The sequence below is a fragment of the Rhodococcus wratislaviensis genome, assembly GCF_900455735.1.
Lineage (GTDB): Bacteria > Actinomycetota > Actinomycetes > Mycobacteriales > Mycobacteriaceae > Rhodococcus_F > Rhodococcus_F wratislaviensis.
This window is the reverse complement of record NZ_UAUI01000027.1, coordinates 108497-127122: the sequence shown is the minus strand read 5'-3', so window position 1 is coordinate 127122 and position 18626 is coordinate 108497. Positions and strand designations below refer to the sequence as shown.

The window sequence follows — 18626 nt, the reverse complement described above, 5'->3', positions numbered from 1 at the left end:
GACGTCACAGACGAGAGGTGGGCGCATGTCGGACGCCGACAACGAGATCATCTTCGACCGACTCGCGCACTGGGCGCAGGTCCGTCCGGACGACGTCGCCGTGCAGTTCCAGGGCACCGAATACACGTGGTCCGGATGGCACGACCGGATCCTGCACATCGCGGGAGCCTTGGCGGAGGGCGGAATCGGGGCCGGTGACACGGTCGCGTTCGTCGACAAGAACCATCTGTCCTGCCTCGAGGTCACCTACGCCGCCTCGCTCCTCGGCGCGGCCGCCGCAGTTCCCAACTGGCGACTGGCCGGTGAGGAACTCGACTACGTGATCAACGACTCCGGGGCACGGATCCTGTTCGTGGGCAACGAGTTTCTCCAACAGGTCATGGCGCTCCGCGACCGGCTGACCGGCATCGAGCAGATCGTCACCGTCGGCGGAGAACACGACGAGTTCGAGCCGTGGCTCGGCGAGGCGTCCGTGCTGAAGTCGGCGCCGGATGTCGCCGCGGATGCCACCGCACTGATCCTGTACAGCTCGGGAACCACCGGCAGGCCGAAGGGAGTTCAGCTGACCCACCGCAACCTGATCGCCCACAGCACCGCGGTGCTCGAGATCCTGCCCGCGCGGCACGACGACTGCCTGCTCGTCGCCATGCCGCTGTTCCACGTCGGCGGGAGTTGCTACGCGATCATGGGCGTGCACGCCGGCGCCCGCTGCCACTTCACCAGGGAGGCCGACGCCCCGTCCCTGTTCGGCGCGCTCGCGGCGGGCGCGAACATCGCGTTCCTCGTGCCGCCGGTGATCGCCGGAGTGCTCGCCGCGGGCGAGCAGGCCGTGGCCGCGTTCGGTGCGCTGCATCGCATCACGTACGGCGCGGCGCCGATGCCGCTGCCGTTGCTGCGCAGCGCGCTCGCCGCCTGGCCGGAGGCGGAGTTCGTCCAGGTCTACGGAATGACCGAATGCGCGGGTGTCGTCACCGCCCTGCTACCCGAGGTGCATCGCGACGAGGCGCAGGAGGAGAGGATGGCCTCGGCGGGACAGCCCATTCCCGGTGTGGAGATGCGCATCGTGGACCCGGCCACCGCCGAGGACGTCGCCCCCGGCGAGACGGGCGAACTGTGGTGGCGTTCGGAACAACGCACGCCCGGGTATCTCGGCAAGCCCGAGGCGACGGCGGAGGCCATCACCGCCGACGGGTGGTTGCGCAGCGGCGACATGGGCCGTGCGGACGCCGACGGTTTCGTGTTCATCGAGGACCGGCTCAAGGACATGATCATCACCGGCGGGGAGAACGTGTACTCCCCCGAGATCGAACGGGTGCTCGTCGAACACCCGGCCGTGGCGGAGGTAGCGGTGATCGGCGTGCCCGACGATCACTGGGGTGAGACGGTCAAGGCCGTCGTCGTGCCGGTGACCGGGACGAATATCGAACCGGACGAGCTGATCCACTACACCCGCCAGCGTCTGGCGAAGTTCAAGTGCCCGACGACGGTCGACGTCGTCGACCTGCTGCCCCGCAACCCCACCGGCAAGATCCTCAAGCGGGAACTCCGCGCGCCGTACTGGAAGGACCGCACCCACAAGCTCGTGTGACCGCCGTCCATACTGGAGCCGTGACCGTTCGATGCCCCTGCCTGCTCGGTGAACCGTACGACGAGTGCTGCGGGAGGTATCACCGCGGCGAGACGAAGGCGCCCACGGCCGAGCGCCTCATGCGATCCCGGTTCAGCGCGTTCGCCGTCCTGGATGCCGACTACCTGCTCGCGACCTGGCATCCGAGCACGCGGCCCGGGACCCTGGACCTCGATCCGGAGCAGCGCTGGACCCGCCTCGACATCCTGGGCACGAGCGGCGGCGGACTGCTCGACACCACCGGCACCGTCGAGTTCCGCGCGCACTACGTCCTGGACGGCCACCGCGAATCGCTGCACGAGAACAGCCGATTCGTCCGTGAGGACGGCAATTGGCTGTACCTGGACGCGATCGCGACGCCACGCCAGGGGCTCCCTCGAGTCTGATCTCACCCGGCTTACGATCGGATCATGATCAACCACCGGATCGGTCCCTTCGCCGCGCTCGCCGCCTGCGCCCTGACGCTGACGCTCACCGGATGCTCGGAGTCGAACTCCGCCAGCAGTGTGGCGGCGACGTCACCGGCCGCGGCCGCCACCACCAGTAGCGCCCTCGAATCCGAGTCGGCGCCGATCCCGACCGACGCGTCACCGAAATCGTCCGCGGCGTCCGAGTCCGCGAAGCTCACGGTCACCGACGTCCGCGTCGGCGAGCACGAGGGATTCGACCGCGTGGTGTACGAACTCGGCGGCAAGGGCACGCCGGGCTGGCGGGTCGCGTACGTGGACGAGGCGGTGCAGGACGGCAGCGGCAAGACGATCCCGGTGTCGGGAAACGGCATCCTGCAGGTACAGATCGACGGCTCGGCGTACCCGTTCGACAGTGATGTGGAGGGATACTCGGGCCCCAACCCGGTGCCCGGTGTTCCCGGCGGCACGGTGACCGAGGTCAACGGCGCGCTCGTGTTCGAAGGCGTCACGCAGTCGTTCATCGGCGTGACGCAACCGGACCGTCCCTTCACGGTGTCGGCCCTGTCCGATCCGACGCGGGTGGTCGTGGACGTCGCGAAGTAGCGCTTCACGCCCGCGGCTTGACCTCGAGTAAAGTTGAGGTTCTACCGTCGTGTCATACCCCGGCTCTACCGTGGGGGGATAGCGACAGGAGGCCGCTGGCATGAGCATGGAAGTCACGGCGTGGAACGCGATGTACAACGCGATGCACGCCCAAGAGGATCGTCGACCCTTCTCCCGCACGACGTTGCGGCGGATAGCCCGATTCGCCCTGCCGCACCGTCGCAGCCTCGGGTGGTATCTGCTGCTCAGCGTCGTCACGGCCGCGCTGGCCGTGGCCACCCCGGTGCTGGCGGGCCGTGTCGTCAACGCCATCGTCGGGGGCGACGCGGTGTCCGTCGTCGTGCGCCTCGCGGCACTCATCGCGGTCATCGCAGTACTCGAATCCGCGCTGGCCCTGTGGACGCGGTGGCTGTCGGCGAGCATCGGTGAGAACCTGATCCTCGATCTGCGGACAGCCGTGTTCGACCACGTGCAGAGGATGCCGATCGCCTTCTTCACCCGCACTCGCACCGGCGCGCTGGTCAGCCGCCTCAACAACGACGTGATCGGTGCACAGCGCGCGTTCAGCGACACACTGTCGGGCGTGGTGTCCAACTTCGTGACGCTCGGCATCACGCTCATCGTGATGATCGGGATCTCCTGGCAGATCACGCTGTGCGCGCTGTTGCTGTTGCCGATCTTCGTCCTGCCCGCCCGCAGGATGGGCGCGCGGCTGGCGCAACTCAATCGTGAGGCGGCGAACCACAATTCGGTGATGAGCACGCAGATGACCGAGCGGTTCTCGGCGCCCGGTGCCACGCTCGTCAAGCTGTTCGGCCGCCCGTCGGAGGAGTCCGCCGAGTTCGCGGTCCGTGCCCGGCGGGTGCGGAACATCGGTGTCCGCACGGCGATGCTGCAGTCGGTGTTCGTCACCGCACTCACGCTCGTGTCGGCGCTCGCACTCGCGCTCGTCTACGGACTGGGCGGGTTCTACGCACTGCGCGGACAACTCGACGCGGGAGCCGTCGTCGCGATGGCGATGCTGCTGACCCGGTTGTACTCCCCCCTCACCGCACTGGCCAGCGCGCGCATGGACGTGATGAGCGCGCTGGTGAGCTTCGAGCGCGTCTTCGAGGTCCTCGACCTGAAGCCGCTGATCGCAGAGAAGCCCGACGCGGTCGCGGTGCCCGACGGCCCGGTGTCGGTGGAGTTCGACTCCGTGGAGTTCGCGTATCCCTCGGCCGACAAGGTGTCGCTGGCGTCGCTCGAGGAGGTCGCGACCCTCGACACCCGCGGCGGCGTCGACGTGCTGCACCGGTTGTCGTTCCGTGCCGAACCCGGGCAGATGGTCGCGCTGGTGGGATCGTCCGGAGCAGGCAAGTCCACCATCGCCCAACTGGTTCCCCGCCTCTACGACGCGGACGCGGGCTCGGTGAAACTCGGTGGGGTGGACGTGCGCGACCTGACCGCCGACTCCGTGCGGGCCACCGTCGGCATGGTGACTCAGGACGGGCACCTCTTCCACGACACCGTGCGGGCCAACCTGCTGCTCGCCCGCCCGGGCGCCACGCCGGCCGAACTCGCGGAGGTGCTGGAACGGGCGCGGCTCACCGACCTCGTCGCCGCACTGCCCGACGGCCTCGACACCGTCGTCGGCGAGCGCGGCTACCGGCTGTCGGGAGGCGAACGCCAGCGGCTGACCATCGCGCGCCTGCTGCTCGCGCATCCGCGGGTCGTCATCCTCGACGAGGCGACGGCGCACCTCGACTCCACGTCCGAGGCCGCCGTCCAGGAGGCGCTGGGCGAGGCCCTCGCCGGCCGGACCGCCGTCGTGATCGCGCACCGGTTGTCGACCGTCCGCGCTGCCGATCTGATCCTCGTGGTCGAGGCCGGGCGCATCGTCGAACGCGGCACCCACTCCGAACTGCTCGCCGCGGGCGGCCGGTACGAGGAGCTGTACCGCACTCAGTTCGACACGGGCACGATCTCGTCCCCGACCCTCACCGAGGTGCTGAGGTGAGTCTGCGAATGGCGGAGAGGGGCAGGCCGATCCAATTCGGGCGGTTCCTCGCCTCGTACACGGTCTCGTACACCGCCTTGTCGAGTTCGTAGGCCCGGAGCAACGCCGCCGCCTTGCGTGGGTCGGTGCCCGACACGGAGGCATAGCCCTCACAGAAGGCGTCGGCGTTGCGCTGGGCCCACTCCCTCGCCCGGAAGTCCCGCTGCGACGCCGCGCCCATCGCTCCCATCGGCACCGAATCGGCCAGCAGATGATGAGCGGCGTAGTCGAAGGAACGCAGCATTCCCGCGACGTCCCGCAACGGACTGTCCCGTTCCCGGCGCTCGTCGAGCGTCTTGGCGGGCTCCCCCTCGAAGTCGATGAGCAGCCACCGCTCCGGCGTCCGCAGCACCTGACCGAGGTGGAGGTCGCCGTGAATCCGCTGGACGGTGGTGGCGCCCAGCGCTTCCGCCTCGGCGAACTTGTCCCGAACGGCGGCAGCCACCTCTCCCAGTTCGGGCACGATCGAGGTGGCGGCGTCCAGCCTGCGCGTCATCGCCTCCACGGTCGTCGACGCAACCTGTCGTTCCTCCGCACCGAGCGCACGCGCCAGGGTCGCGTGCACCTCGGCGACCGCGGCGCCCATCCGGTAGGACTCACCGGCGAAGTCCGTCCCCAACTCCGCGGCGTGGAGATCCGCTTCGATCAGGAGGTCGCGGACGCTGCCGAGCGCCATACTCCACCCGTCCGCCGAGTTGGCCTCGAAATCCTGCACCATGGCGAGGGTGGTCAGAATCCCGGCCACGTCCGTCTCCATCCACGCCCGCAGCGTCGCCACGTATTCGCTGCCCGCTTCGGCGAGCGCGAGGTGCAGTTCGACGTCGGGGTTCACGCCCGGCGTGACCAGACGGAAGATCTTCATCAGGAGCTTCTCCCCCAGCACCACCGACGTGTTCGACTGCTCCGCGCCGAGCGTCCGCCCGCGGAGTCCCGGTTCGATCACGGTGCCCGGCACGGTCTTCAACTGCACCGGCCCGGTCCCCTCGGCCTCGGACAGCAGGTCGGCGTACAGGGTGATGATCTCGGCATCGTGCAGGCCGTCGTACGCGATCATGATGTTCCCGTCGCCGTCCGGCAGCGCCCACGGCTCGAGGTCCTCGGGCAGATGACTGCGGAACCCCAGCGGTATCTGGTACACCTGCGGCTGCCCTGCCTCGAACTCCACCGACACCAGGAGATGCTCGGCGGAGAACCCGAAGACCGACATCAGCTCGTGGCGCAGCAGGATCCGCACCCCCAAGATGGTGGTGCCCTTGGCGGCGAACCACCGCCGGTCCGGCAGCCACCGGACGAGTTGCCGCTCGAGGGTCTCGTCGGGAATGCGTTCACTGCTGGGTTCGTTCACTGCTGCACCGCCTGTTCCGCTTCGCTGCTGACCGGGTGTCCGCTCACGGCGCCGTCGGATTTCGGATCCGGTTGCAGCGCAAACCAGAAGAATCCGTGACCGGGGAGTGTGATCATGTACCCGTCGTCCCCGATGGAGGGGAAGGGAACGGAACCGGTGAGCTCCACGGGGATTCGGCCGGCGAACTGGGTGAGGTCCAGGATCACCGCCTGCGGGAACCTGGACAGGTTGTTGACGCACAGAATGACGTCGCTGTACGGCCGATCCTGGCTCGGCGGCGTCTCCCGCACATACGACAGGACGGCCGGGTTCGCACTGCCGAGTTCGGTGAACGAGGCCGTTCCGAACGCCGGATGCTGTTTGCGAACCTGGATCAGGCGGCGAGTCCAGTGCAGCAACGAGTTGGTCGAGTTCATCTGCGCCTCGACGTTCACCGACTGGTAGCCGTACGTGGGATCCATGATGACCGGCAAATACATTCGGGCCGGATCGGCACGGGAGAATCCGGCGTTGCGGTCGGGAGTCCACTGCATCGGTGTCCGCACCGAGTCCCGATCGCCGAGCCAGATGTTGTCGCCCATGCCGATCTCGTCACCGTAGTAGAGGACGGGCGAACCCGGCAGGCTCAGCAGCAGCGCGGTGAACAGCTCGAGCTGGTTCCGATCGTTCTCGAGCAACGGCGCGAGACGTCGCCGGATGCCGATGTTCGCCTTCATCCGCGGATCCTGCGCGTACTCGGAATACATGTAGTCCCGCTCCTCGTCCGACACCATTTCGAGTGTCAGCTCGTCGTGGTTCCGGAGGAAGATTCCCCACTGGCACGAGCTCGGAATCGGCGGGGTCTGCGCGAGGATCTCGGAGATCGGGAACCGGTTCTGCCGCCGCACGGCCATGAAGATGCGGGGCATCAGCGGGAAGTGGAACGCCATGTGGCACTCGTCGCCCACGTCCGGCTCGCCGAAGTACTCCACGACGTCCGACGGCCACTGATTGGCTTCGGCGAGAAGCGCCCGCCCCGGGTACTCGGCGTCCATGACGGCCCTGCACTTCTTGAGAAACGCATGGGTCTCGGGCAGGTTCTCGCAGTTGGTGCCCTCCCGCTCGAACAGATAGGGCACGGCGTCGAGCCGGAAGCCGTCGATTCCGAGGTCCAGCCAGAACCGAAGCACGTCGATCATCGCGTCCTGGACGTCGGGATTGTCGTAGTTCAGGTCCGGCTGATGGGCGAAGAAGCGATGCCAGTAGTACTGCTTGCGCACCGGATCCCACGTCCAGTTGGACGTCTCGGTGTCGACGAAGATGACGCGCGCGTCCGGATACCCCGCGTCGCGGTCCGACCACACGTAGAAGTCGCCGTACGGGCCCTCGGGGTCGGTGCGCGACTCCTGGAACCATGCGTGCGTATCGGACGTGTGGTTCATGACCAGGTCCGTGATGACTCTGATCCCGCGGCGGTGCGCCTGATCGAAGAGCTGCACGAAATCCTCGACCGTCCCGAACTCCGGGAGCACGGCACGGAAGTCGCGGATGTCATATCCGCCGTCGCGGAGCGGTGAATCGTAGAACGGCGGCAGCCACAGGCAATCGACGCCGAGCCAGGACAGGTAGTCGAGCTTGGACGTCAGCCCCCGGAGATCGCCCGTTCCGTCGCCCGAGGAATCGAAGAACGCGCGAACCAGAACCTCGTAGAACACCGCGGTCTTGAACCACTCGTTGTCCACTTGCAGTTCTCTGGCGTGGAAGAAGTCCTCGGACCGGGCCTCGATGATGTGGCCTTCGAGGTCGTGTTCCGGTGGGGCCGCGCCCTCCCGGGACGGGTCGGCGAAGGCCGACGACGAATCTTCCAGGGCCATAAGCACCTCGGTTCGCGACTCGATCACAGGAACGGGGGCGTTCCCCGGACACGTGCCTCGATCGTAGGTCGGTCCTGCCCGAACCGCTGGAAACGCGCGCAGCCTCCCCAGGTTTCGGTGGGCGGGGCCGCGTCCTGTCCATCCGGTCCAAACGCGCTCGGGGCGCTGCAGCCTGCGGCTATTCTGATTTCGGCAGGCGCCGTCGGGCGTTCCGATGTGAGACAACGGAATGAGTAGCCATGGTGGATCGAACGGGCGAGCGTCGCGAGGTTCTACCGATTCCCGATCGGCAGCATCTCGGCCTGACGACCTACGACGCGAAGGATCCGGACACCTCGTTCCCGCCCATCGAGCCGCTGCTGCCACCCGAGGGCGCCCCGAATGTGCTGGTGGTCCTCCTGGACGACGTGGGATTCGGCGCCAGCAGCGCGTTCGGCGGGCCCGCGCAGACACCGACCGCGGAGCGACTGCAGGCCGGGGGGCTCACATACACCCGATTCCACACCACTGCCTTGTGCGCACCGACCCGTGCGGCCCTGCTCAGCGGCCGCAATCATCACTCGGTCGGAATGGGCATGATCACCGAGACGGCGACGTCGGCGCCCGGTTCGTCCGGGCTCCGTCCGAACACCAAGGCAGCATTGCCGATGACATTGAAACTCAACGGCTATTCGACGGCCCAGTTCGGCAAGTGCCACGAGGTGCCGCCGTGGCAGACCTCGCCGGTCGGCCCGTTCGACGCGTGGCCGTCCGGTGGCGGCGGGTTCGAGTACTTCTACGGGTTCATCGGGGGCGAGAACAACCAGTACTACCCGGCGCTCTACGAGGGCTTCGCCCCCGTCGAGCCCGACAAGACACCCGAGGAGGGCTACCACCTCACCGAGGACCTCGCCGACCACGCGATCGACTGGGTGCGCACCCAGAAGGCGCTCGCCCCGGACAAGCCGTTCTTCGTCTACTTCGCCCCCGGCGCCACCCACGCACCGCACCACGTGCCGCCGGAGTGGGCGGACAAGTACGCCGGCCGGTTCGCGGGCGGCTGGGACGCGCAGCGTGAGTCGATCCTCGAACAGCAGAAGCAGCGCGGGGTCGTGCCCGCCGACGCCGAATTGACCGCGCGCCCGGATGCGATCCCGGCGTGGGACGAGATGGACGATGCGCTGAAGCCGGTGCTGGAACGTCAGATGGAGGTGTATGCGGGTTTCCTCGAGCACACCGATTTCCACGTCGGCCGCGTGATCGACGCGATCGACGCGATCGGCGCTCTCGACAACACGCTCGTGTACTACATCATCGGCGACAACGGTGCCTCCGCCGAAGGCACGCTCAACGGTGCATTCAACGAAATGGCGAACTTCAACGGCCTCGCCGCGATCGAGACGCCGGAGTTCATGGCGGAAGTGAAGGACAAACTCGGGACCACGGACGCCTACAACCACTACTCGGTGGGCTGGGCGTGGGCGATGTGCGCGCCGTTCCAGTGGACCAAGCAGGTGGCCTCGCACTGGGGTGGCACCCGCAACGGCACGATCGTGCACTGGCCCGCCGGCATCGGCAGCCGAGGCGAGACCCGGTCTCAGTTCACCCACGTCATCGACGTCGCGGCGACGGTGCTCGAGGCCGCCGGGCTGCCGGAACCCACGTTCGTGAACGGGGTGCAACAGGCCCCGATCGAGGGCACCAGCATGGTGTACAGCTTCGACGAGGCGGACGCCCCGGAACGCCACGACCTGCAGTACTTCGAGATGGCAGGCAACCGCGGCATCTACTACAAGGGCTGGAGCGCCGTCACCCGGCACAGCACTCCGTGGCTATCGAACGAGGTGCTGCCCGCGCTCGACGACGACGTGTGGGAGCTCTACGACGGGACCACCGACTGGACGCAGGCCCACGACCTGGCCGCGGAGATGCCCGAGAAGCTCGCGGCGTTGCAGCGCCTGTGGCTGATCGAAGCGGTGAAATACAACGTGCTGCCCATCGACGACCGCCGGTTCGAACGCCTCAACCCGACGATCGCCGGCCGGCCCCAACTGGTGTCCGGCAGCAGGCAGGTGCTGTTTCCCGGGATGAAGCGGCTCAGCGAGCACAGTGTCATCGACATCAAGAACCGGTCGTTCTCGGTGACCGCGGCCGTCGAGACGGCGAAGAACGCCACCACCAACGGTGTCGTCATCGCGCAGGGCGGTCGCTTCGGCGGATGGGCCCTCTACGTCAAGGAGGGGCGGGCTGCGTTCGTCTACAACCTCCTCGGCATGAAGGAGTTCACGACCGAGGCCACCGAAGACCTGCCCGCAGGCACTCGTCAGATTCGAGCGGAGTTCGCCTACGACGGCGGCGGTCTCGCGAAGGGCGGCAACGTCACCCTCTATTACGACGGCCGCAGCGTCGGCTCCGGCCGCGTCGAACAGACGCAGCCGATGATCTTCTCCGCGGACGAGACGACCGACATCGGCGACGACTACGGGATGCCGGTCAGCGCCCACTACGTGGGAGAAACCAAGTTCAACGGGCGAATCGACGTCGTGCAGATCGACGTCGGCGACGACGACCACTCCCATCTGATCGACCCGGCGGAGGTGGCGAGGGTCGCGACGTCCCGCCAATGAGCTCGAAAAGTCGCTGATCGAGGACAGTAGGTGTCCGCTATCCGCGCAACACTGAATGCATGACCGAGACACCCAGCACCCAGAACCCCATCTCCGACGAGCGCGGACTCCTTCTCCTCATGCTGGACAACCAGCGCACCGCCTTCCGCAACGCGCTGTCCGGGCTGACGGAGGAGCAGGCCCGCAGTGTGCCCAGCGCCAGCGAGATGAGCCTGGCTTCCCTGCTCAAACACGTGATCGACGGCGAAGAGGCGATGACCTCCCGCATCACCGGGGCCCCGCGCGGTGTCGGCGACGACCCGGTGGCCGCGTGGATGGCCGCATGGAACGTCACCGAAGACGAGACCGTCGACGCCCTCCTCGCCCGCTTCGACGACGCACGGCGCGCCACCGAGGCCGCGGTCGCCGCCGAAACCGATCTGGATCGCGACGTCGACCTGCCCGCCGACGTGGCGCAGTGGATGGCGTCGGGAGTCGTCTTCACGGTCCGCTACATGCTGCTGCACCAGATCGAGGAACTGGCCCGGCACGCCGGTCACGCCGACATCATCCGGCAGTCCCTCGACGGCGCGCGCGCCGATACGCTGGCCGGCGGCGGCAGCTGGTCCTGACTGATTCCGTTCTCTCGGGTAAATTCTCCGTCCGGGCGGCGCTGCAGAGCCGCCCGACGAGACAACGAGGAGTTCAGGTGGACGGTATGAGCGTGATGCGACGCACGATCGCGGCGGCAACGGTCGGTATCGCGGCGACTTTCGGTCTCTCGGGCACGGCAGCGGCGGAACCGGCCACCCCCGACGACGTCCCCGGACTCGCCGAACTGCGCACCCAGGCCGACAAGCCCGAGGAGAAGGCCGCGGTCGAGGCACTGGCCACGTCGACTGTGCTGCGTGATGTCGCGGGCGCGTACACGCCGTTCCTCTACACCGCGCCGACCGTGGGCTGCGGCACCGTCGCACCGGTCACGCTGACGCTGGCATCGGGCACCACGGGGCCCACCGCCGAGGTGAAGGCCAACGAGATCAGCTTCCAGGCCCTGTCCGCGTACCCCGGTGTCGTGAAGTCGTCGGGCCTCAACGTCGCGTGGATCAACACCAGCACCGGCGCCAGCGGAATCCTGCCCCTCGACGGCGTCACCGAGGGCGGCTACCCGGCGCTGAACAAGGTCGTGACGACCGGTGCGGGCACCGTCGTCGCATCGATCTTCGGCACCGTCGGGTACACCAACGCGACCTGCTACGTGCTGCCGACGGTCGGCTCGTTCTTCGTTCCCGAGGAGGGCCCGCTGCCCGCCGAGGCGGCACAGCCCGCCCCGGCTCCCGCTCCCCCGGCGTAACCGCCGGGGATTCCGTTCCGGAGGGCCGCGCGAGGACTACTCGCGCGGCCTTTTCCTGCTGTCCCGGTCGCGTTGGAACTTCCCGCCTGCCCGATCGTCGCGGCCACCGCGCGGTCGGCCCGACGGCGGACCCGAATCGGGCTGCAACTGGATCAGCACACCGGAAATGCGGGTGCGACGCAGGGCTTCCAGAGTCTCGCTGGACAGGTCGGCGGGCAACTCCACCAGGCTGTGGTCGGGGCGGATGCTGATGTGCCCGAAGTCGCTGCGTCGCAGCCCACCCTCGTTCGCGATGGCACCGACGATCGCACCCGGCACGACACGGTGCCGCTTGCCGACCGCGATGCGGTACGTCGCGAGCTCCTGGCCCTCCGGTCCACGCGACCGCGTAGGGGGGCCGTCGTCGAACCGGCGCGCGGGGCGTTCGCGGGGCTCACGCTCGCGGCGGGGCGCGGGCGGCGGTTCGGGTGCCATGAGGAACGCCTCACCGTCGCGCGACTGCACCGCGAGCGCGGCGGCGATGTCGGCGAGCGGGACGTCGTGCTCCTGCTCGTAGTCCTCGATCATCTTGCGGAACAACGCCAGGTTGTCGGACGTGAGGCTCTCGGTGATCGAGTCGCCGAACTTGGACACACGCTGCGCGTTGACGTCGTCGACGCTGGGCAGCTGCATCTCGGCCAGCGGCTGACGGGTCGCCTTCTCGATGGCCTTGAGCAGGTGCCGCTCGCGCGGTGCCACGAACAGCAACGCCTCGCCCGCGCGCCCGGCGCGACCGGTGCGGCCGATCCGGTGGACGTACGACTCCGTGTCGTGCGGGATGTCGTAGTTGACGACGTGGGAGATGCGGTCGACGTCCAGGCCACGCGCGGCCACGTCGGTGGCGACGAGGATGTCGAGGGCGCCGCTCTTGAGCTGGCCGATGGTCCGCTCACGCTGAGCCTGCACGATGTCGCCGTTGATGGCCGACGCGGAGAAGCCACGAGACCGCAATTTTTCGGCGAGGTCCTCGGTGGCCTGCTTGGTGCGCACGAAGATGATCATCGCCTCGAAGTCCTCGACCTCGAGGACACGCGTCAGGGCGTCGAGCTTGCGCTGATGCGCCACCTGGACGTACCGCTGCGAGATGTTGGACGCGGTCGACGTCTTCGACTTCATCGTGATCTCGACGGGGTCGTGCATGTACTGCTTCGAGATCTTGCGGATGGCCCCTGGCATCGTGGCCGAGAACAGCGCCACCTGCTTGTACTCCGGGGTGTCGGCGAGGATGCGCTCGACGTCCTCCTGGAATCCCATCTTCAGCATCTCGTCGGCCTCGTCCAGGACGAGGTAGGAGAGCTTGGACAGGTCGAGCGTGCCCTTCTCCAGGTGGTCGATCACGCGACCGGGCGTGCCCACCACGACGTGTGCGCCGCGCCGCAATCCCGACAACTGGACGCCGTAGCTCTGACCGCCGTAAATGGGCAGGACATGCAGGCCCGGAATATGGGCGGAGTACTTGCCGAACGCCTCCGCGACCTGCAGCGCCAGCTCCCTCGTCGGCGCGAGGACCAATGCCTGCGGCGACTTCTGCGTCAGGTCGATCTTCGAGAGGATCGGTACCGCGAACGCAGCGGTCTTGCCGGTGCCGGTCTGCGCCAGGCCGACGACGTCGTTGCCGGCGAGGAGGGGCGGGATGGTGGCTGCCTGGATCGGCGAGGGCGACTCGTAGCCCACATCGGACAGTGCCTTCAAGACCCGATCATCGATGTCGAGGTCGGCAAAAGTGGGGGGTTCGGGGTCACGCTCGATATCACTCATTGACCAGCAGTTTAGTGCACGAGTCCACCGCGCATCGCCACGCCGCGGAAATACGCGGCGACCGGGACGGGAGACACCTGCCGCACCTCGTCGCCTAGCGTGGACGGCATGGTCGATGTCGCTGTCATTCAGTTCGCTCCCGGTCAGGACAAGCAGGAGAACCTGCGCACCCTCCGCACGCTCGCCGCCGAGGCCGCGGGCCGCGGTGCGAAGGTGGTGGTGGCGCCGGAGTATGCGATGTTCACGGCGCCGAGAACGGACGAGCGGATCGTCGAGTCGGCCGAGGGCCTGGACGGCGAGTTCGTCGGCGGGCTGGCCGCGACGGCGAAGGAACTCGGCGTCCATCTGGTGGCAGGGGTCAACGAGCAGCTGCCCGGAGACGATCGCATCTCGAACACCCTCGTCGCGCTCGGACCGGGCGGCGACATCGTCGCCACCTACCGCAAACTCCATCTTTACGACGCGTTCGGCTACAAGGAATCCGACGTCATCCGCGCCGGTGAGATCGGCGTCCCGGAGACCTTCGCCGTCGACGGCCTCACGTTCGGCATGCAGACCTGCTACGACCTCCGGTTCCCCGAGGTCACCCGCCGCATCGTCGACGCGGGCGCCGACGTGCTGCTGCTGCCCGCACAGTGGGTGCCCGGACCGTTGAAGGAGGACCACTGGTCCACTCTCGTGCGGGCACGCGCCATCGAGAACACCGTGTACGTGGCCGCCGCCGACCAGAGCGCGCGCACCGGGGCCGGGAACAGCATGATCGTCGATCCGATGGGTGTGACCCTCGCGTCGCTCGGTGAGCGGGTGGGCACCGCGGTCGCCGCGGTGAGCGCGGAGCGGATCACCGAGGTGCGGGAGAAGAATCCCGCCCTCGCCCTGCGCCGATTCACCGTCAGCGAGATCTGAACGGCCCGATCGGGAGTAGCGTCGGAGACGATCCGTTCTCCCCGATCACGGAGCGTTCGATGTTGTACACCAGTCGCGCCGACGCCGGTCGCAGACTGGCGGCCGCACTGGAGCACCTGCGCGGCACCGATCTGGTGGTGCTCGGCTTGCCGCGCGGCGGCGTCCCCGTCGCGTTCGAGATCGCTGCCGCCCTGTCGGCGCCCCTCGACGTCGTCCTCGTCCGCAAACTGGGTGTCCCGTGGCAGCCGGAACTCGCCATGGGCGCCATCGGCGAGGGTGAATCCCGGGTGATCAACGACGACGTTCTGCGCATCGCCCGGATCAGCAAGACCGCGCTCGCCATGGTCGAGGCGAAGGAGCGCCGCGAGCTCGAACGGAGGGCCCGGGTGCTGCGCGGCGGCAAGCCGCGAGCGTCACTGAAGGGGCGCACCGCCGTCCTCGTCGACGACGGTATGGCCACGGGCGCGACCGCGGCGGTGGCCTGCCAATCGGTGAAGAAACTGGGCGCGGCACGCGTGATCGTCGCGGTTCCGGTGGCGGCCCCCGAGGCAGTCGGCCGCTTGCGCGTGACCGCCGACGAGGTGGTCTGCCTGTACACCCCGGCCGATCTCGGTGGCGTCGGCAACGCGTACGACGATTTCCATCAACTCTCGGACACCGAGGTCACAGACCTGCTGACCCACCACTGACGGTAGTTCTCGAGGAATCTTCAGCTCCAGTGCAACGTTCCCGGAGGCCCTGTCGATACACCGGACAGAGCACAGAACAGACTGCCTTTGGAGGATCTCGTGACCGTCTCTGCCGATACCGTCGAAACCGTCGTCACCGCCTGCCGCGACCGATTGGGCGACCCGTCCGGCTGGGTCACCTCCGACGCCTACCGGCACAGCCTCGCCCTCTGCATCATCGAATCGGTGCAGTCGAGCGCCGGGCACAGCGAGGTCGCCGTCGTGGACCGCTACCTGGCGTACCGGCGGGCGCACCCCGATCAGCCCCTCACCGACGGCGCCCGCGACCTACTCCGCACGTTCGAGGAGGCGGGCAGCTCGGATCAGTGGGCAGGAAAGGTCGGTTCGTACAAACGGCGGTACTCCGCGACCGGTGTGCCGATCGAGGCGCGTCACATCCAGCTGGCGGCGGAGCGACTACACCAGCTCCGGATCAACAGCATCGACGACCTTCTCGAGGCCGCCCGGGACGAAGCTGCCCTGGAGCAGATCCACGACGCGTGGATCGAGGTGTGCGGGGAGAGCAGCGACGTCACGTGGGCGCACTTCCTGATGCTCGCCGGGATCCCGGGTGTCCGGCCGAATCGGGTGGCGGACGTGTTCATCAGCGGCGCGCTCGGCATTTCGGAAGCCACCGACGACGGCCTTGCCGAGGAGATCCTCGAGGCGACGGCGACCGAACTCGGTGTCGATCCGGATCAGTTGAACTATGCGATCCGGCGCTGGCTGTCGGCGAACTCGCGCCGTTTGGAAGAGGCCGCCTGAGTTATCAGTTTACGCCGAGTTACACTTATCTCCGCTGGTCAGAACGGAAATACACATAACGGACATCGACCCTGGTGCGAAACTGGGACAAATGTGATCGAATGCACATCCGTCATGTCGTTTCAGTGGAGGGGTCATAGTGCGTGAATTCTCGGTACCGCAGTCGTTCTCAATTCCGGAGGACGCCTCCATGGCGGACACGGTCTTCCGTCATGCCGAGGAAGACCCGAAGTTCGTTCCGTTCAAGCGCCCCGGCAACGGTGGGTGGGTAGACGTCACCGCCGCCGAGTTCGCGGAGCAGGTGTCCGCCGTCGCGAAGGGGCTCATCGCTTCCGGCGTCGGGCTCGGTGACCGCGTCGCGATCCTGTCGGCGACCCGGTACGAATGGGTCGTCATCGACTACGCGATCTGGACGGCAGGCGGGTGCACCGTCGCCATCTACGAAACGTCCGCACCCGATCAGGCGAAGTGGATCCTCGAAGACTCCGGCACGTCGCTGCTGGTCGTCGAGAACGCCAAGCAGGCCGACGCGCTGAAGGTCGTCACCGACGCCGCGCCGGACCTGCGTGAGGTCCTGCAGATCGAAGCCGGCGCGATCGACGAACTGTCGAAGCGGGGCGAAGGCGTCACCGACGAGCAGTTGCACGAGCGTCGTCACCAGGTGCGCGCGTCCTCCCCCGCGACCCTCATCTACACGTCGGGCACCACCGGCCGCCCCAAGGGCGTGCAGCTGACGCACTCCAACTTCTACGCGGAGTCCGCCGCCGTGAAGCTCGCGCTCAGCGACGCGATGTACGCCGGCAGGCGCACCCTGATGTTCCTACCCCTCGCGCACGTCTTCGCCCGCGCCATCTCCTTCGGCGCGTTCGACGCCAAGGTCACCGTCGCGCACACCGCCGACCTCACGACGCTGCTCGACCAGTTCGCCGCGTTCCAGCCGCACTTCATCCTGTCGGTGCCGCGCGTGTTCGAGAAGGTCTACAACTCCGCCAAGCAGAAGGCGTACGACGGCGGCAAGGGCAGCATCTTCGAGAAGGCGTCCGCCACGGCCATTGCGTACAGCGAGGCACAGGACAACGGCGGCGCCGGGCTCGGTCTCAAGCTCAAGCACGCCTTGTTCGACAAGCTCGTCTACTCGAAGCTGCGCACCGCCCTCGGCGGCGAGTGCGACCGCGCCGTCTCCGGTGGCGCCGCGCTCGGTGCACGCCTCGGTCACTTCTTCCGCGGCATCGGCGTTCCGGTGTACGAGGGCTACGGCCTCACGGAGACGAGCGCCGCCATCTCCGTGAACACCACCCGCGCACAGAAGGTCGGCACCGTCGGCAAGCCGATCGACGGCCACGCCGCCAAGATCGGCGAGGACGGCGAACTGCTCCTGAAGGGTCCCGTCGTGTTCGGCGGTTACTGGCACAACGAGCAGGCCACCGCGGATTCGATCCGGGACGGCTGGTTCCACACCGGCGACCTCGGCTCGATCGACGAAGAGGGCTACATCTCGATCACCGGCCGCAAGAAGGAAATCATCGTCACCGCGGGCGGCAAGAACGTCGCGCCTGCGGTCCTCGAGGACGCACTCCGCGCGCACCCGCTGATCAGCCAGTGCCTCGTGGTCGGCGACGGCAAGCCGTTCATCGGCGCGCTCATCACCCTCGACTCCGAAACCCTCCCGGGCTGGAAGGAACGTCACGGGCTGGCCGCCGACACCCCGGTGTCCGAACTGGTGAAGAACCCCGACCTGGTCGCCGAGATCGACGAGGCGGTGGCCGAGGGCAACAAGAAGGTGTCCAACCCGGAGCGGATCAAGAAGTACCGCATCCTCGAAGTCGACTTCACGCAGGAGACCGGTGAGCTCACCCCCACGCTGAAGCTCAAGCGGAACGTCATCCACAAGGAGCACGGCGCGGCCATCGAGGCCATCTACGCGTAAGCGGCTCCGCCGCCCGTGAGTGTTCGGGGAGTGCAGAGACTCCTCGAACACTCACGGGTGCGCAGCGCCCAGGATGAAGTCGCGGACCACCGCGGTCACGGTGGCGTGGACCTTCTCGTGAAGCAGGTCGTGTCCGGCGTCGTCGAACTCCCGGAATTCGAGTCCTGCGATCCCCGCCGCCCAGTCCCGCACGGGGTCGATCGGTGCGATGCGGTCGTCGACACCGTGAACCGCGAGCAGCGGTATCCCGAGTGACCCCAGCGCGTCCGCCGTCTGCTGCACGGCGGCGGTCTTCGGTGTCCCGCACAGAATCGCGCACCGGAAACCGGGGTCACCGGACACGAGAAGTTCCATCGAGACCGCGGCACCGAGCGAATGCCCCATGAGCACGAGCGGAACATCCGGCGCGTGTCTGCCTGCGAGGCCGGTGAGAAGCGCGGCGTCCTCCGCCAGGTCCGCCACGGATCCCGGATTGTCGCCTTCGGACAATCCGTGACCGGCCTGGTCGATTCCCCACACCCCTATTCCGGCAGGCGTCAGTCCGCGCGCGAACCGGTGGTAGTGACCCGTGTGCTGCCCCATACCGTGGAGAAACACCACCTGGGCGACGGGACCTCCCACCGCGCTCCAGTGCCGGTAGTGGACTCGTCCGGAGTGGCCGTCGAAGAAAGGCATGGCTGCCATTCTG

At 67.7% G+C, this 18626-nt stretch carries 15 protein-coding genes; 11 read left to right on the top strand and 4 right to left on the bottom strand.

All coding sequences use genetic code 11. The features are described 5' to 3' along the window. Window positions 1-25 precede the first annotated feature (25 nt). The 4 genes from DTA22_RS32520 to DTA22_RS32505 all read left to right on the top strand — a co-directional run bounded on the left by DTA22_RS32520 (window position 26) and on the right by DTA22_RS32505 (window position 4639). Window positions 26-1588: a long-chain-fatty-acid--CoA ligase gene (locus DTA22_RS32520; RefSeq protein ID WP_112302163.1), complete on the top strand. Its 1563-nt coding sequence runs from the start codon at window positions 26-28 to the stop codon at window positions 1586-1588. Further along, the gene (locus tag DTA22_RS32515; RefSeq protein ID WP_037244489.1) at window positions 1585-2013 is read left to right on the top strand and encodes a YchJ family protein; all 429 of its coding nucleotides are present in this window, start codon (window positions 1585-1587) and stop codon (window positions 2011-2013) included. The genes DTA22_RS32520 and DTA22_RS32515 overlap by 4 nt, the downstream gene beginning before the upstream one ends. Before the next feature lie 24 nt (window positions 2014-2037). After that, the gene (locus DTA22_RS32510) at window positions 2038-2640 is read left to right on the top strand and encodes an AMIN-like domain-containing (lipo)protein (protein WP_037244487.1); all 603 of its coding nucleotides are present in this window, start codon (window positions 2038-2040) and stop codon (window positions 2638-2640) included. Between the two features lie 100 nt (window positions 2641-2740). After that, entirely contained in the window at window positions 2741-4639 is a 1899-nt protein-coding gene (locus DTA22_RS32505) for an ABC transporter ATP-binding protein (protein WP_112302162.1), read from the top strand. Here DTA22_RS32505 and DTA22_RS32500 read toward each other — a convergent pair. Both DTA22_RS32500 and treS read right to left on the bottom strand, forming a co-directional pair. Continuing rightward, window positions 4620-6023, bottom strand: coding sequence for a maltokinase N-terminal cap-like domain-containing protein (locus tag DTA22_RS32500; RefSeq protein ID WP_112302161.1), 1404 nt, complete (start codon window positions 6021-6023; stop codon window positions 4620-4622). The two genes, DTA22_RS32505 and DTA22_RS32500, sit on opposite strands and share 20 nt — an antisense overlap. Continuing rightward, on the bottom strand, window positions 6020-7876 hold the full coding sequence (treS, locus tag DTA22_RS32495; RefSeq protein ID WP_037244996.1) for a maltose alpha-D-glucosyltransferase: 1857 nt from the start codon (window positions 7874-7876) through the stop codon (window positions 6020-6022). The genes DTA22_RS32500 and treS overlap by 4 nt, the downstream gene beginning before the upstream one ends. A 239-nt stretch (window positions 7877-8115) precedes the next feature. On the opposite strand from treS, the gene DTA22_RS32490 reads away from it, so the two are divergent. The 3 genes from DTA22_RS32490 (at window position 8116) to DTA22_RS32480 (ending at window position 11815) form a co-directional block, all read left to right on the top strand. Beyond that, window positions 8116-10482 (top strand): arylsulfatase, encoded by a 2367-nt coding sequence (locus tag DTA22_RS32490; RefSeq protein WP_112302160.1) that lies wholly within the window; start codon window positions 8116-8118, stop codon window positions 10480-10482. Between the two features lie 59 nt (window positions 10483-10541). After that, the gene (locus DTA22_RS32485; protein WP_112302159.1) at window positions 10542-11093 is read left to right on the top strand and encodes a DinB family protein; all 552 of its coding nucleotides are present in this window, start codon (window positions 10542-10544) and stop codon (window positions 11091-11093) included. Between the two features lie 86 nt (window positions 11094-11179). Continuing rightward, window positions 11180-11815, top strand: coding sequence for a hypothetical protein (locus DTA22_RS32480; protein ID WP_037244993.1), 636 nt, complete (start codon window positions 11180-11182; stop codon window positions 11813-11815). A gap of 36 nt (window positions 11816-11851) precedes the next feature. Here the strand turns inward: DTA22_RS32480 and DTA22_RS32475 are convergent, their stop codons facing one another. Further along, window positions 11852-13612: a DEAD/DEAH box helicase gene (locus tag DTA22_RS32475; protein WP_037244475.1), complete on the bottom strand. Its 1761-nt coding sequence runs from the start codon at window positions 13610-13612 to the stop codon at window positions 11852-11854. A gap of 108 nt (window positions 13613-13720) precedes the next feature. Here DTA22_RS32475 and DTA22_RS32470 point away from each other — a divergent pair, with 108 nt between their 5' ends. From DTA22_RS32470 to DTA22_RS32455, 4 genes are all read left to right on the top strand, one after another. Next, a complete protein-coding gene (locus tag DTA22_RS32470) occupies window positions 13721-14518 on the top strand; it encodes a carbon-nitrogen hydrolase family protein (protein WP_112302158.1) in 798 nt (265 codons plus the stop codon). Window positions 14519-14577: 59 nt separating this feature from the next. After that, complete coding sequence (locus tag DTA22_RS32465; RefSeq protein WP_037244469.1) at window positions 14578-15207, top strand: phosphoribosyltransferase; 630 nt, start codon at window positions 14578-14580, stop codon at window positions 15205-15207. 99 nt (window positions 15208-15306) lie between these two features. Then, window positions 15307-16011 (top strand): hypothetical protein, encoded by a 705-nt coding sequence (locus DTA22_RS32460; protein WP_007295739.1) that lies wholly within the window; start codon window positions 15307-15309, stop codon window positions 16009-16011. 139 nt (window positions 16012-16150) lie between these two features. Next, window positions 16151-17938, top strand: a complete 1788-nt coding sequence (locus DTA22_RS32455; RefSeq protein ID WP_037244466.1) for an AMP-dependent synthetase/ligase — start codon at window positions 16151-16153, stop codon at window positions 17936-17938. Window positions 17939-17989: 51 nt separating this feature from the next. Here DTA22_RS32455 and DTA22_RS32450 read toward each other — a convergent pair whose 3' ends face one another. Next, window positions 17990-18613: an alpha/beta hydrolase gene (locus DTA22_RS32450; protein WP_052033808.1), complete on the bottom strand. Its 624-nt coding sequence runs from the start codon at window positions 18611-18613 to the stop codon at window positions 17990-17992. Window positions 18614-18626 lie beyond the last annotated feature (13 nt).

What these genes read in the sequence shown, in the direction of transcription:
- DTA22_RS32520 (WP_112302163.1), top strand. Translation starts at nt 26, where the DNA reads ATGTCGGACGCCGACAACGAGATCATCTTCGACCGACTCGCGCACTGG.
- DTA22_RS32510 (WP_037244487.1), top strand. Translation starts at nt 2,038, where the DNA reads ATGATCAACCACCGGATCGGTCCCTTCGCCGCGCTCGCCGCCTGCGCC.
- DTA22_RS32505 (WP_112302162.1), top strand. Translation starts at nt 2,741, where the DNA reads ATGAGCATGGAAGTCACGGCGTGGAACGCGATGTACAACGCGATGCAC.
- treS (WP_037244996.1), bottom strand. Translation starts at nt 7,876, where the DNA reads ATGGCCCTGGAAGATTCGTCGTCGGCCTTCGCCGACCCGTCCCGGGAG.
- DTA22_RS32490 (WP_112302160.1), top strand. Translation starts at nt 8,116, where the DNA reads ATGGTGGATCGAACGGGCGAGCGTCGCGAGGTTCTACCGATTCCCGAT.
- DTA22_RS32485 (WP_112302159.1), top strand. Translation starts at nt 10,542, where the DNA reads ATGACCGAGACACCCAGCACCCAGAACCCCATCTCCGACGAGCGCGGA.
- DTA22_RS32480 (WP_037244993.1), top strand. Translation starts at nt 11,180, where the DNA reads ATGAGCGTGATGCGACGCACGATCGCGGCGGCAACGGTCGGTATCGCG.
- DTA22_RS32475 (WP_037244475.1), bottom strand. Translation starts at nt 13,612, where the DNA reads ATGAGTGATATCGAGCGTGACCCCGAACCCCCCACTTTTGCCGACCTC.
- DTA22_RS32470 (WP_112302158.1), top strand. Translation starts at nt 13,721, where the DNA reads ATGGTCGATGTCGCTGTCATTCAGTTCGCTCCCGGTCAGGACAAGCAG.
- DTA22_RS32465 (WP_037244469.1), top strand. Translation starts at nt 14,578, where the DNA reads ATGTTGTACACCAGTCGCGCCGACGCCGGTCGCAGACTGGCGGCCGCA.
- DTA22_RS32450 (WP_052033808.1), bottom strand. Translation starts at nt 18,613, where the DNA reads ATGCCTTTCTTCGACGGCCACTCCGGACGAGTCCACTACCGGCACTGG.